We start from the raw sequence: 14,802 nt of genomic DNA, 5'->3' as shown, positions 1-14,802 counted from the left end.
TTGTATTGTTAATGGAGTTAGCGAATTATTGCTCTTTATCGACGATGATTACTTCAATTTTATGGTTTTTCAACTCTTGGACATATTCATCAGGGATCCCAGAGTCTGTCACCAAAACATCAATATCAGCGAATTCACGGATCATATGACAACTGCGCTTACCAAATTTCGTAGAATCAGCAACCGCAATAACTGTTTCCGAGATTTCACACATTAACCGGTTAAGGCTAGCTTCCTGTTCATTGTGTGTCGTGATACCAACGCGTAAATCGAAACCATCAACCCCAAGAAAAACCTTGTCAAAACGATAATTTCTGAGGCTATTTTCTGCTTGTGAGCCAGAAAACGATAAAGCATTTTTGCGCAATGCGCCGCCAGTCATTAGTACATCAACGCCTGCGGCTGTTGCTAACTCCATTGCGACATCTAAACCGTTAGTCATGACAACGACGTTATCCCGCGACTTTAAGTGTGTCGCAATTTCTCGTGTCGTTGTCCCCGAGTCTAAAATGATCGTGTCGCCATCATTAATGAGCGCGGCGGCTGCTTTCCCTATTAATGTTTTTGTGCCCGCATTCTGTCCCCGTTTTTCGTGAATGCTTAGTTCAGCAATAAACCCAGTATTTGGAATTGCTGCCCCATGGGAGCGGACCACATAACCATTTTTTTCAAGAAAGCTTAAATCGCTACGGATGGTGACACTTGAAACTTTAAATATTTCGGCTAAATCTTCGACCCGTGCTTTACCTTGTTGGTTAATCATGTCGAGGATTTCCATGCGCCTTTCAACAGCCGCTTTCACTTTCATCTCCTTACGAAATCAAATGATTTGTTTTCATTTGATTTCGAATTAAGTTTACTACGCTAAAAAATACCGACAACGAAAAAAAACAAAACTTTTGATCTCTTTCACAAAGTTTCGATTTGTATGTTGTTTGCTTACGGATATTTTCAAATTTTAAATATCATATCTTCGAATAAGAAAGTATCCAATCAATAAAGTATCAATAATTGTACTTTTACTGAGCAAACTCGGTGTTTTGCATAAATATTAGCAATATTTGCAAAAAATTCGCGGAATATAAGCTCAAAAATCGGCATAAAGTGTGAAGGTGATATTTAAATTTCGAAAGGAAGAGAAGTTTCTTTAAATCAAAAACAAAAGTCAGCGGTTTACTGTATGTTATTTATACTCTCTTCAATTGTTCTAACTCAAACTACTTTCTTTCAAATTCTTTCATTTTGCTGTTTTGTGATTTCAATCTCTTTTGATTTTTCGTGTTTTGGGTAATGCTATAAAAATAACCTGACTGTTTCGGATTAATTTAAATGCCTGCAAACCAACCCACTTACTTTCATATGATGGCGAAACCCACCAGTTATCGCTGCAATATTAAATGTGAATACTGTTTTTATCTTGAAAAAGAAAATGTGTTTCACGAGCAACCTGCGCAAGATCAACATGACGTTATGCCTGATAACGTGCTACGTCGTTATATCAAAGACTATATCCAGTCCCATGCTGGTGAGCAGGTAGATTTTTCATGGCAAGGGGGGGAGCCAACACTTGCAGGGCTCGAATTTTTTGAGCGAGTTGTTAAGTACCAAAAGCAATATGCCCAAGGAAAAACGATCACGAATAGTGTGCAAACGAACGCCATTGCGATTAATCGACAATGGGCGCAGTTTTTTGTAGACCACAGTTTTTTAATTGGTGTATCAATTGATGGCTTAGAAGCGGTTCATGATAAATATCGAATTTCCGTTAATGGCAACCCAACTTTTGAGCGTGTGAAGAAAGCCATTCAGCTCTTGATTGAATACGGTGTTGAATTTAATACCCTAACCGTAGTTAATGACCAAAATTGGCAAAAAGGAAAAGAAACGTACCGAGCCTTGAAAGCATTGGGGTCCACTTTTTTTCAGTTTATCCCTATTGTTGAGGTTGATAGGCGCTTTCCACAAACCCAAAGTGGTCATTATGCCCCTGGACCAAATGCGGTGATGGCGCCATTTTCAGTACCCGCGGAGGGGTATGGGCAGTTTATGGCTGATATTTTTGATGAATGGATCCATCAAGGAGACATTGGCAAAATTTACATACGTCTATTTGATAGCTTATTAGGAACTTGGATGGGCTATCCCGCATCAACCTGTGTACAATCTAAAACGTGTGGGCAAGCACTGATTATTGAATCTAATGGGGATGTCTATTCCTGTGACCACTATGTGTACCCTGCAAATCGGTTGGGTAACGTACAACAACACTCCCTTTCCCGTATTGTTTCTTCTAAGCAGCAAGTCCGTTTTGGGCAAAATAAATATGACAAGCTAACTAATCTTTGCCAGCGCTGTGAGGTTCAAAGCCTTTGTTATGGTGGTTGCCCTAAGCACCGGATCACGGCGATAGAAGGTGAAAAATATCGCCATAACTATTTATGTCGTTCATATAAAAAAATTTTTCATCATACCGCTTTAGGTATGCAGTTAATGCGTCAAGCGATATCGGGTGGTGCTTTAGCCAGTGATGCACTTGGCGCAATACAGCGTGCTTACAAGCAATAATCATATTATCTGGAGATATTTTTGTGAGATTACCTTCTATGAAGAAAAGCCTATTAGCTGGGCTGATAGCCGCAAGCAGCTTAGTGCCTCCCATTGCAGCGAATGCAGGAGGCACACCGGAAAAGCCGAATGTTTTACTGATTGTTATGGATGACTTAGGAACAGGGCAGCTCGATTTTGTGCTTGATAGCCTTGATGTCAAAGAGCTTGCGCAGCGCCCATCACCACAACGTTATCAAGGTGATATTAATAAGATGGTGGAAGCAGCAAGAGCAGCAATGCCAAATGTTTCGGATATGGCTGCAGGCGGGATTAAGATGACCAATGCATTTGTGGCTCATCCTGTTTGTGGCCCATCACGAGCGGGTATTTTTACTGGGCGCTCTCCTGCAAGTTTTGGTACTTACAGTAACGATGATGCGATGTTAGGTATTCCTCAAGATATCAAACTATTACCTGCATTATTCCAAGAAAATGGCTATGCCACCGCCAGTATTGGAAAATGGCATAATGCGAAGGTATTGAAAAAACCTAAAATTGCACCAGAAAAGCAAACGCGCGATTATCACGATAATATGATTTCGACACCGGAGCCAGGTTTCGCACCTCATGAAAGAGGTTTCGATTATGCATATAGTTTCTATGCATCAGGGGCGGCACTTTGGAACTCCCCCGCAATGTGGCGAAATGGTGAAAATGTGCCAGCTCCTGGCTATACCACGCATTTGTTAACGGATGAAGCCATTAATTTCATTGATGGGCACAAAGACAAACCTTTTTTTATCAATCTTTCATATAGCGTGCCGCACATTCCGTTAGAAGAAGCTTCTCCAGCGAAATACATGGATAAATTCAATACGGGTAATGTTGAAGCCGATAAATATTTTGCTGCGCTAAATGCGGCCGATGAGGGAATTGGTAAAATTATCAATACACTAAAGGAAAATGGTGAATTAGATAATACGCTAATTTTCTTTATTTCTGATAATGGTGCGGTGCATGAGTCGCCAATGCCAATGAATGCGATGGATAAAGGCTTTAAAGGGCAAATGTTTAATGGTGGTGTACGTGTTCCATTTGTTGTTTATTGGCCAGGGCATATTCCTGCGGGTAAACACAGTGATGCGATGGTTTCAGCGATTGATATCTTACCAACCGCATTACAAAGCGCAGGGATCACCATACCCGATAGCATGAAAGTAGAAGGCAAAAATATTATGCCACTATTAACGGGTAAAACAGAAAAGTCACCACATGATTATCTGTATTGGACAGGTCCAGGGACGAAACATTACAGCGAAGAAAACCAAGATTTTTGGCATGGCTACCATGAATGGATCACTTATCAACGCAAAGAAATTCCAAATAACCCTAATTTAGAAAAACTATCGAAAGGCTCATGGGCTATCCGTGATGGGGAATGGGCGCTTTATTTTTATGATGATGGTTCTAACCAGCTCCAATTATTCAATGATAAACAAAATCCAGCCGAATCGAATAATTTAGCAGCTCAATACCCAGAAAAAGTAAAAGAGTTGAAATTTGCTTATTATCAATGGATTAAAGATAAACCAAAACCTGTCGTATGGGGACAAGACCGTTACCAAGTTCTGATTGAATCAGCAAAATAAATACAAACTTTTGTTCTAATCTGCGCGCAAGGATGCGCCTGTTTCATCATAGAGAAATACGTATGACAACGCCGACTGAACGCCCAAAGCTGCCTTATGAACACCCAGATATAAAAATTTATCAAAAACTATTCAAAGAAAATATCATTAGAAGGTTAATGAGAAAGTCAGCCTATCAATGTAACGATAGCCACATCATCAAAGCCTTTCAAGATGAAAATCAACCACTTTCAGTTCTTTGCGAATTATTAGTCCGCTATACCGCAGAAGCCTTTGTTCATTATCAAGCTTGGGGCTACTCTCATGCCTATTACCCTGGCAGTCCTGGCCAACAGACTGTGCGAACAGATGCGCTAGAAGGCGTTAGTCGTGTACTACCTTTGTTTGCCGCATGGTTAGTTCATAGCCGAAAAACTGCATTAAATGGATTAAATTTAGCGTCGATTGACCTTCCTGAGATTATCAAAAATGCATTTTTACATGGCACTGACCCCACTCATAAAGGCTATTGGGGAAAACTTGAAAATTATGACCAAAAAATTTGTGAGTCAGCAGACTTAGCTCTGACGCTTTGGTTAAGCCGTGAGTGGGTATGGGAAAAATTGGATACACCTGCGCAACAGCAAATTATTACATGGTTTGAACAGGTTAATCATTGCGATATTGTTGATAACAACTGGCACCTTTTTCCACTTACCGTGCAATTTGTGATCCGAGCGCTCACTGCTCGAGATACTATTGCAATGTGGCGGTATGAAAGAGTGAAACAATTTTACGTGGGTGATGGCTGGTTTCGGGATGGCGCGAAAGGTAACTTTGATTACTATAATGCATGGGGCTTTTACTATTCATTATATTGGCTGAACCAAATTTGCCCCCACTTCGATGATGAATTCATTCGTAGTTCATTAAATCAGTTTAACCATCATTATCGTTATTTTATGACACCGCAAGGGATTCCATTTTTTGGCCGCAGTGCATGTTATCGCCTCGCGGTGTCCGCGCCTTTATTAGCCGGTGTTGATTTAGGTGGGGATGCTGTGAGTGTGGGGGAGGCTAAAAAAGCACTAGAAAGTACTTTGCGTTATTTTATTGGTCATGGTGCCTTAAAAGCGGGAGCGCCAACTCAAGGTTTATTCAGCTATGATGCCCGCCTAGTCGATAATTACAGTGGTCCTGCGAGTAGTTTTTGGTCATTACGTGCTGTAATTATTGCTTTGTATTGTGGCAATCGAATTCAACTTTGGGATAGCCCTTGTAGCCCACTGCCAGTTGAAAGCTCAGACTTTCATTTCGAAATACCATCAATTGCGGTAACGGTTATTGGTGTGAAAGAAACACAAGAGGTCACCGTGATATTTCGTGAAGATTACCTCAAACAGCAATCCCCATTGACGCGCCGCTTAGAGAAACAATTATGCTCACATAAAGTAATTGAAACGCTACTAGGCCAATCAAAACGACCTAAAAACAACTTGTTACGTAAAGGAGTGACAAGTTATAGCTCTAAAATGACTCACTACTTCTAATCTTCCTTTCATTTGCTTTCAGTGCGAAAGGAATGGAAATGTGATTTAGATCTTTTACCTTTCTATTTCTTTCGTTTAATATTGTTCGAAATCAATCGAAAGGTGAGAGGCGATTATGTACTTGGTATCTACCCGTAATATGTTGAACAGAGCCCAACTGGGAGGCTATGCAGTTCCCGCATTTAATATTCATAATTTAGAAACCATTCAAGTTGTTATGGAAACTGCTGCAGAAATGGCATCTCCGGTTATTTTAGCAGGCACACCGAGTACCTTTTCTTATGCAGGAAGTGACTATTTGATAGCAATCTGCCAGCAGGCCGCTGAGCGCTATAAAGTCCCCGTGGCTTTGCATCTCGATCATCATGAAGATATCCCAGATATCTTCCAGAAAGTCTCCGCGGGTGTACGTTCTGCAATGATTGATGCTTCTCATTTTCCGTTTGAAGAAAATATTCAAATTGTTAAACGGGTTGTTGATTTTTGCCATCAGTGGGACTGTACGGTTGAGGCGGAACTTGGGCGTTTAGGGGGGCAAGAAGATGACTTAGTTGTCGATGCAGCAGATGCACTTTTCACCGATCCTGATGCCGCGATTACTTTTATTCAAAGAACGGGTATTGATTCCTTAGCTGTTGCCATCGGAACCGCTCACGGCATGTACAAAAGTGAGCCTCATTTGGATTTTGTTAGGCTAGATGCCATCCGTAAGAAAACAGACTTACCGTTAGTTCTGCATGGTGCTTCGGGGATCCCGGATGCGGATGTACGGCATTGTATTGACCTTGGAATTTGTAAAGTCAATGTCGCGACAGAACTCAAAATTGCGTTTTCTGATGCCATTAAGCAATACTTCATTGAAAACCCAGAGGCTACCGACCCACGCCATTACTTGGTTCCCGGAAAGGCGGCGATGAAAGCGGTGGTGATGGATAAAATTCGTGTTTGCAAAAGTGATGGAACACTTTAACAAGTAAAAATCATCTGGATTTACTTGATGTATAAACCAAATTTATTGCGGATGATCCGTAATAAATTTCTTTAAAAATAAAAGGAATGTCATGAAACAAGTTGCTGTTTTGCTCGCGGATGGCTTTGAGGAAGGGGAAGCGGTCATTTTCATTGATATCATGCGTCGGCTAGATATTCATGTTGATGTGCTGTCTTGCATGGATACGCTTGTTTTAAATACGTATTTTGGTACTAAAATTAGTGCAGATTATCTGTTAGTCGATAAGTTATCCCATACTTATGATGCCATCATGATGCCAGGGGGCCCAAAAGGAACTGACCGCTTGTATGCGAATGAAAAAGTAGTTGATTTTCTTCGTCGGCACATACATGAGGATAAGTATATTTGTGCGCTATGTTCTTCAGGTGCGAAGGTGTTAGCGGCTCATGGGTTACTGGAAGGACGGCATTATAGTACAGGAGATAAGCTGGCTGAAAAATTTGATGATGGTATCTATGTCGACCAAGATGTTGTTGTTGATGGAAAATTTATTAGTGCAAAAGGGCTTGGTGTAAGCTTTGAATTTGCATTTACCGTCGCAAAACATTTGCTTGCTGATAATATTGATAAAGTGGATTGGCAGGCTAAACATATATATTTTAAACATTGGCCGCTTTCCTATCTATAATTTTTATTGGTAACTACGTACTTTTATATCGGCAATAAAGGTAATAAATAAAGCGGAATAATATTTTCCCCCGCTTTATTTTTATCAACTAGTCGAATGAAAATAAAAATAGAGAATTAATAGTGTATGAAGCTATTTTTTATCATGAGAAGAATAAATCATAATTTATAAATATCATAACAATTAGATTTAAATTAGAAATTTTCCGTTATAAACATTAATCTGGTCAGATATATAATCACTGGTAAGGAATGAAAATGCGGAATATTGCTATTACAAAAAATAATATTATTTCTGGCTTTCAATGGTTCTTTTTTATCTTTTGTAATACGGTTGTTATTCCCCCGACGTTACAGTCTGCTTTTCATTTGTCACCACAAACCACGTTTGTTATTACTCAGTATGCTTTCTTATTAACAGCTTTAGCTTGCTTGTTGCAAGCATTTATAGGACATAAACGCTCCATAATGGAAGGGCCTACAGGGCTGTGGTGGGCAACAATTTTAACCGTTACTTTGTCAGAATCTATGCAAGGAACTCCTCTTGAGACGATTGGATGGAGTTTGGCAATGGGAATTTTTCTGTCTGGGATTATTACCATTCTTATTGGCCTAAGTGGTCTTGGTGGTTGGTTAGCGGGTTTATTCAAACCAGGTGTGCTGGTGGTATTTATGTTTTTACTTGGCGCACAGTTGGTCACTATTTTTTTAAAGGGGATGCTAGGGCTACCCTTTGGTATTGGTAGTGAGAATATTACAGTTAATTATCCTGTATTCTTTTTGGCGCTCGCAGTATTAGTATTTGTGATAGGCATCATTGTGTATTTACCCGTGAATATTGGTAAATATGCATTATTGATTGGAACAATCACAGGGTGGGTTGCTTATAGTGGGTTATTTGGTAGCACGATATCATCTGTTTCATCAGGAGAATGGGTGCTATTTCCATTAGGCCGCTCTGATGAAATTAATGTAAGTATTGTGATAACAGCGATTTTGGCTGGGATATTAAACACATCAAATACGTTTGGAGCAATGCGCGGAACGGATGTATTTTACCCCGATTCATTACCCGTTAAGTCCTTATATCGGCGTAGTTTTATGATGTCAGGAGTTGTAACAATATTAGCAGCGCCGATAGGCGTAGTGCCTTTTTCACCGTTTGTTTCATCAATTGGTCTAATTACTCAAACAAAAGACAGTTCACGTATCTCTTTTACGATTGGCAGCCTTATTTTCTTATGCGTGGGGGGCGTTGCGGTATTGACTCAATTTTTCCGCTCTTTGCCGTTAGCCATTGGTAGCGCGGTTATGTTAGCGACTTATTTGCCGCTGCTATTTTCTTCATTTTCATTTCTTGCGGATATGAAACTGAATGCACGTAATATTTATCGCCTCGCATTACCTATTTTTATTGGCATTTTTTTGATGTCAGCCCCTGCTGCGGTACTAAATTCGTTACCAACAATGTTTAGTTCTTTACTGGGTAATGGGTTACTTATGGGCATTATATTGGCTCTTATTTTAGAAAATACGATCAAGTGGGATAAAATCTCCTAAATAATAAAAGAGCACTAAGCGGTTGTGCAGCTAATGCTCTTTTTCAGTAAAATTCTAACGGCCTAAATAACCATCCCAATCTTTCCAAACGGGCTGTAAACCGGCTTGCACAAGTGCATTCGCTACTTGTGCGGCACTGCGGTTATCATTTGGAGAAAATTGTTCTAGCTCTTCTTTGGTATCTGCATAGCCGCCTGGTTGGGTTTTCGAGCCAGCACTGACGTTGTTAATTGCCAATGGCACCACGTTATCACGGAAATAAGGTGATTCACGGGTTGAGAGTGAAAGCTCTACATTTGGCGCCAGTAAGCGAAAAGCACAAATTAATTGCACTAATTCGGCTTCATTCATCAGTGATGCCGGTTCAACACCACCCGCACAAGGGCGTAAGCGAGGAAAAGAGATAGAATAACGACTTTGCCAGTAGTATTGCTGTAGGTACAACAAATGTTCTGCAACCATATAGCAATCAGTACGCCAACTGTTTGATAAACCAATTAACGCACCAAGGCCGATTTTATCTATACCCGCTTCTCCTAAGCGTTCTGGCGTGGCTAAGCGCCAGTGAAAATCCTGTTTTTTGCCTTTGAGGTGATGGAGTTGATACGTGGGCTCATGGTAGGTTTCTTGATAAACCATCACACCATCTAACCCCAGAGTTTTTAATTCCTTATATTCATCTGTGCTTAATGGCTGCACTTCCATCATTAAGGAACTGAAATAAGGGCGAATGATGGGGAATGTGTGACGAAAATAGTCCATACCCACTTTACTCTGGTGCTCTCCGGTGACTAGCAATAAGCTATCGAAACCAATTTTGCGAATGGTTTCGCACTCATTGATAATTTCAGCGTCATTTAGCGTTTTACGTTTAATTTTATTACTCATCGAAAAACCGCAATAAGTACAATCGTTTGCGCATAGGTTCGATAAATAAAGTGGCACATAAAACCCAACGGCATGGCCAAAGCGTTGTCGGGTGAGTTTCTGAGCTTTTTGTGCCATCAGCTCAATATAGGGACGGGCAGCAGGGGAAAGCAGTGCCATAAAATCATCGAGTGTGAGTATATCCACCGCTAAAGCATGTTCTACATCGGCAGGTGTTTTACTGTTTATCCGCAGTGTCGTATCGTCCCAATCCAGTGCTTGTAAGCGTTCTTGGAAGCTTGGGATCATGATAAGGCCCCTAAGAAACTGGTCAATGGGCTGGACGCTTGCGCCTGTTGCTTCGGCGTAGCTAAACCACTTTGATAAGCTAATTCAGCCGCTTCGACCGCGAGTTTAAACGCTTTTGCCATGAGTACAGGTTGTTTTGCTACAGCGATTGCAGTGTTGACTAAAACGGCATCAGCGCCCATTTCGATGGCTTCTGCCGCATGGCTTGGTGCACCAATTCCGGCATCTACAACGACAGGTACAGAAGCTTGTTCAATAATGATACGGAGCATTTCTTTCGTTGCTAAGCCTTTGTTTGTGCCAATCGGTGCGCCTAATGGCATCACAGCGGCACAGCCAACTTCTTCTAAACGACGGCATAACACCGGGTCTGCGCTGCAATAAGGCAATACAACAAATCCCTCTTTAACGAGCTGCTCTGCGGCGAGTAATGTCTCGATGGGATCCGGTAGTAAATAACGCATATCTGGATGGATTTCGAGTTTGACCCAGTTAGTACCAAGGGCTTCACGAGCTAGGCGTGCAGCAAATATCGCCTCTTGGGCATTTTTCGCCCCTGAAGTATTCGGTAATAGTTTCACGCCCAATTGTTGTAGAGGTTGTAAAATACCATCATCTTGCCCACGTAAATCAATACGTTTCATTGCCATTGTCACCAATTGACTGCCGGATGCCGCAATGGCGTCTTGCATGAGATTGGCGCTGGCAAATTTACCTGTTCCAGTAAATAGGCGTGAGTGAAAAGTAAAATCTGCGATTTTTAACATCATTAGCCCCCCGCGATAGCTTGAAACAACAAGATATTATCTTGGTCATTAATGAGATATGAATCCCACTGACTCTTCGGAATGATCACTTGATTGATGGCAAGTGCAGTTCCCACCATTGGGCGATCGAGAGTGGAAAATAATTGATTAACCGTCAGTGGGGCGTCGAATTCCATAGGTTGGTCATTAATTATGATATGCATGTTTCTTCCCGACAGATTGGACATTGCAGTGACGGCATTAATTGCAATGTATTCCATTGTTGCTGTTTTCCATCGAATAAACGCAATTTACCGCTCAGTGAAGAGGGAAGGCCGACAAGTAATTTAATGGCTTCCAGTGCTTGCAACGTGCCGATAATCCCAACCACTGGCCCTAATACCCCAGCAGTGCGGCAGTTGCGTTCGGGTTCATCTTGGTCTGGGTATAAACAGGCATAGCAACCGGTACTAAATGGCGGCTCAAGTACCATTAATTGGCCACCAAACCCAACAGCACTGCCGCTGACTAAGGTTGTATTGGTCATGACACAGGCGGCATTAACTGCATGACGAGTGGCCATGTTATCGCAGCAATCAAGCACTAAGTCGACTTGTTCCGCTAATGGAATTAAAGTCTCAACATCCAACTTTTGTGCGATAACATGGGTTCTTACCAACGGATTGAGTTGATGTAGCCTATCTGCGGCAAGCTGGGCTTTTGACTGGCCAATATCATCGGTATCGTAAAGTACCTGCCGTTGTAAGTTAGAAACGTGTAAGTCATCGTGGTCAGCTAGCCACAATTCGCCGACACCAGCGCCCGTTAAATAAAGGGATGCGGGAGAGCCTAAGCCCCCTAAACCGACAATTAGGACTTTGCTATTTTTCAGTTTTTGTTGCCCCTCAGGACTGATGTCTTCAAGTAATAGCTGGCGGCTGTAACGCATGAATTCTTGGTCACTTAACATGATTGAATTCCTTAAATCATCATTAGCCCTGTTTTTATGACGATAAACTAGGGCTAATTTTGTGATTAAAAATCGACTAATTGGCGTGATCCCGCTCAATTAAATTCAGCAAAGTTTCTGTTGCGGCGCGCCAATCATCGGCTTTAGTAATCGCACTGACTAGCGCGACACTCCCCACTCCAGTTGCTAGCACGTCAGGCACTTTATCAATGGAAATCCCACCAATGGCTACCGTTGGGTAATCAGGTGTTGCTTCCACCATGGCTTTAAGTGTTTCTAAACCCTGAGGCGAAGAAGGCATCTCTTTGGTTTGTGTTGGAAAGATATGCCCCATGGCAATGTAGGAAGGGCGAACCGATTTTGCGATAGCCAATTCATGCTCATCGTGCGTTGATATTCCTAACCGTAAGCCCGCTTGGTGGATTGCTAATAAATCGGTAGTTTCCAAATCTTCTTGGCCTAAATGTACGCCATAAGCACCAAACTCGACCGCTAACCGCCAGTAATCATTAATGAATAAGCGTGCGTTATGTTTTTCCCCGAGCGCAATAGCTTGTTGAATCTTATCACGAACATCTGCGTCAGATTTGTCTTTGATACGCAATTGAATTGTGGAAACACCTGCATTAAGCAAACGTTCAATCCATTCAACGGAATCCACAACGGGATAAAGCCCAAGGCGTTGTGCAGTCTCAGGAAAAGGGCTATTTGGGAGAGTTATAGCATTAGGCAATTTTGGCATTTTCATCCACCTCAGCATTCACAATTTCAGCACCGTGATAGAGTTCGCTGCCATGGGCACGGAAGGCTTCTGACATCTGTTCCATACCCGCTTCTTTTTCATTTGCTTCTTTTTGGGCCGCGTAGTCACGAACCTCTTGGGATATTTTCATTGAACAGAATTTAGGCCCACACATAGAACAGAAATGAGCAATTTTCCCAGAGGCTTGTGGTAAGGTTTCATCGTGATATTTGCGAGCAGTTTCAGGATCTAACGCCAAGTTAAATTGGTCTTCCCAGCGGAATTCAAAACGGGCTTTGGACATGGCGTTATCACGGATCTGTGCACCTGGGTGGCCTTTAGCAAGGTCAGCGGCATGGGCTGCAATCTTATAAGTGATTAGCCCTTGTTTAACATCTTCTTTGTTCGGTAATCCTAAGTGCTCTTTAGGGGTGACATAACATAACATCGCACAGCCAAACCAACCGATCATGGCGGCACCAATACCAGAGGTAAAGTGGTCATAACCCGGAGCAATATCTGTTGTTAGAGGCCCTAACGTATAGAATGGCGCTTCGTGGCAGTGCTCTAACTCTTCGGTCATATTGCGGCGGATCATTTGCATTGGTACGTGGCCGGGACCTTCAATCATGACTTGAACATCATATTCCCACGCAATTTTTGTGAGCTCACCAAGGGTATGGAGCTCGGCAAATTGAGCTTGGTCGTTGGCGTCTTGAATTGAACCGGGGCGTAGTCCATCCCCTAACGACAAGGAAACGTCGTAAGCGGCACAAATTTCACAGATTTCACGGAAGTGCTCATACAGGAAATTTTCTTGGTGATGAGACAAGCACCATTTTGCCATGATAGAGCCACCGCGAGAGACGATCCCTGTTAGGCGTTTAGCTGTCATTGGCACATAGCGTAGCAATACGCCGGCATGGATAGTGAAGTAATCGACACCTTGTTCTGCTTGCTCTAATAATGTGTCACGGAACATTTCCCACGTGAGATTTTCGGCGACGCCGTTCACTTTTTCGAGGGCTTGGTAAATCGGAACTGTACCAATAGGCACGGGGCTATTACGTAAAATCCATTCGCGGGTTTCGTGGATATAACGGCCAGTGGATAAATCCATGACGGTATCTGCCCCCCAGCGTGTTGACCAAATCAGTTTTTCTACTTCTTCTTCAATGGATGAGGTGACCGATGAATTACCAATATTGGCATTAACCTTAACCAAGAAATTACGACCAATAATCATTGGTTCTGATTCGGGATGGTTGATATTGGCTGGGATAATAGCGCGACCCGCCGCCACTTCTTGGCGAACAAATTCAGGGGTAATATTCTCTGGCAAATTTGCGCCAAAGCCTTGGCCTGGATGTTGTTGCAATAAAACTTCGTCACGAATACGTTCACGTCCCATATTTTCGCGGATTGCAATAAACTCCATTTCAGGGGTAATGATACCTTTGCGTGCGTAATGTAATTGGGTAACACACTTGTTAGTTTGGGCTTTTAACGGGTGGGGACGGTTGTTAAAGCGTAGATGGTCAAGGCCTGCATCAGCAAGTCGTTGTTGTGTGAAGTCAGAGCTGAGATTTTCTACTTTAGTGGTGTCTGAGCGCTCGTTTATCCATGGCGCGCGAATTTTTTTCAAGCCTTTGTGAACGTTGAGTTCTGATGTTGGGTCGCCGTAAGGGCCTGAAGTGTCGTAGATAGGAACGGGTTCGTTGTCTTCAAATTGCGGGTTGTCTTTGTCGCCACCAATAAGGGTTTGCGAAAGCTGAATTTCTCGCATTGGGACTTGGATATCGTCTCTTGAACCTTGAAGATAAATACGTTCAGAATTGGGAAATGAAACGCCAGAAACAGTGTTGATAAAGTTTTCAGCGGCATCACGTTGGGCTTTACGAGTGCGAGCGGGTGCTGCTTGTGGCGATAAATCAGCTGTAGGGATGATATTTTGTTGTGTATTATTGGACATAGCAATTTCCTGACATTGTCACGGCTATCACAGCTAAGTGTGTAGCGGGTTTATCGAAAGAAAGTTGCTTGTCAGGAGTTCGGCGGAGTAATAAAAAGACATTGCGTTTAATTTTTAGCCAAATGAGAGATGGCAAAAAGACGCTGAGTGATTACTCTTGTTCCCTTCGCGGGTATTAACCCGATCAGGTTCCGCGGATCCCGAATTAACGGTCTCAGCCCGATGCTATGCATGCTAGGCACTCCGACAAGAGATTTCAGTATAAGCTTTCC

At 42.3% G+C, this 14,802-nt stretch carries 13 protein-coding genes and 1 riboswitch; of the genes, 6 read left to right on the top strand and 7 right to left on the bottom strand.

The window, feature by feature from the left end:
• Positions 1–25: 25 nt before the first annotated feature.
• Positions 26–802, bottom strand: coding sequence for a transcriptional repressor AgaR (gene agaR, locus PR767_RS19510; RefSeq protein ID WP_115166442.1), 777 nt, complete (start codon positions 800–802; stop codon positions 26–28).
• A 527-nt stretch (positions 803–1,329) separates the two neighbouring features.
• On the opposite strand from agaR, the gene PR767_RS19505 reads away from it, so the two are divergent.
• From PR767_RS19505 to PR767_RS19480, 6 genes are all read left to right on the top strand, one after another.
• On the top strand, positions 1,330–2,565 hold the full coding sequence (locus PR767_RS19505; RefSeq protein WP_272520833.1) for an anaerobic sulfatase maturase: 1,236 nt from the start codon (positions 1,330–1,332) through the stop codon (positions 2,563–2,565).
• Positions 2,566–2,588: 23 nt separating this feature from the next.
• Positions 2,589–4,196, top strand: a complete 1,608-nt coding sequence (locus tag PR767_RS19500; RefSeq protein ID WP_196719216.1) for a sulfatase family protein — start codon at positions 2,589–2,591, stop codon at positions 4,194–4,196.
• A gap of 62 nt (positions 4,197–4,258) precedes the next feature.
• Complete coding sequence (locus PR767_RS19495) at positions 4,259–5,725, top strand: DUF2264 domain-containing protein (RefSeq protein WP_272520832.1); 1,467 nt, start codon at positions 4,259–4,261, stop codon at positions 5,723–5,725.
• Between the two features lie 115 nt (positions 5,726–5,840).
• Complete coding sequence (locus PR767_RS19490; protein ID WP_196720035.1) at positions 5,841–6,695, top strand: tagatose bisphosphate family class II aldolase; 855 nt, start codon at positions 5,841–5,843, stop codon at positions 6,693–6,695.
• Between the two features lie 91 nt (positions 6,696–6,786).
• Positions 6,787–7,365 (top strand): DJ-1/PfpI family protein, encoded by a 579-nt coding sequence (locus PR767_RS19485; protein WP_117163048.1) that lies wholly within the window; start codon positions 6,787–6,789, stop codon positions 7,363–7,365.
• Positions 7,366–7,622: 257 nt separating this feature from the next.
• Positions 7,623–8,924: a uracil/xanthine transporter gene (locus PR767_RS19480; protein ID WP_272520831.1), complete on the top strand. Its 1,302-nt coding sequence runs from the start codon at positions 7,623–7,625 to the stop codon at positions 8,922–8,924.
• 54 nt (positions 8,925–8,978) lie between these two features.
• Here the strand turns inward: PR767_RS19480 and thiH are convergent, their stop codons facing one another.
• From thiH to thiC, 6 genes are all read right to left on the bottom strand, one after another.
• Positions 8,979–10,100: a 2-iminoacetate synthase ThiH gene (gene thiH, locus PR767_RS19475; protein ID WP_004265866.1), complete on the bottom strand. Its 1,122-nt coding sequence runs from the start codon at positions 10,098–10,100 to the stop codon at positions 8,979–8,981.
• Positions 10,097–10,867: a thiazole synthase gene (locus PR767_RS19470; RefSeq protein ID WP_110732256.1), complete on the bottom strand. Its 771-nt coding sequence runs from the start codon at positions 10,865–10,867 to the stop codon at positions 10,097–10,099. The genes thiH and PR767_RS19470 overlap by 4 nt, the downstream gene beginning before the upstream one ends.
• Before the next feature lie 2 nt (positions 10,868–10,869).
• Complete coding sequence (gene thiS, locus PR767_RS19465; RefSeq protein WP_004265860.1) at positions 10,870–11,070, bottom strand: sulfur carrier protein ThiS; 201 nt, start codon at positions 11,068–11,070, stop codon at positions 10,870–10,872.
• Positions 11,058–11,816 (bottom strand): HesA/MoeB/ThiF family protein, encoded by a 759-nt coding sequence (locus PR767_RS19460; protein WP_004265857.1) that lies wholly within the window; start codon positions 11,814–11,816, stop codon positions 11,058–11,060. Before PR767_RS19460 ends, thiS begins: the two co-directional genes overlap by 13 nt.
• 76 nt (positions 11,817–11,892) lie before the next feature.
• Positions 11,893–12,558: a thiamine phosphate synthase gene (gene thiE, locus PR767_RS19455; protein WP_272520830.1), complete on the bottom strand. Its 666-nt coding sequence runs from the start codon at positions 12,556–12,558 to the stop codon at positions 11,893–11,895.
• Positions 12,542–14,530 (bottom strand): phosphomethylpyrimidine synthase ThiC, encoded by a 1,989-nt coding sequence (thiC, locus tag PR767_RS19450; protein WP_109913191.1) that lies wholly within the window; start codon positions 14,528–14,530, stop codon positions 12,542–12,544. Before thiC ends, thiE begins: the two co-directional genes overlap by 17 nt.
• Positions 14,531–14,674: 144 nt before the next feature.
• Positions 14,675–14,786: riboswitch (TPP riboswitch) on the bottom strand.
• Positions 14,787–14,802: the final 16 nt, after the last annotated feature.

It is taken from the genome of Providencia sp. PROV223 (assembly GCF_028479245.1).
GTDB lineage: Bacteria > Pseudomonadota > Gammaproteobacteria > Enterobacterales > Enterobacteriaceae > Providencia > Providencia rettgeri.
Note: the sequence above shows the minus strand (reverse complement) of the source record. Positions and strands in the feature narration are given on the sequence as shown.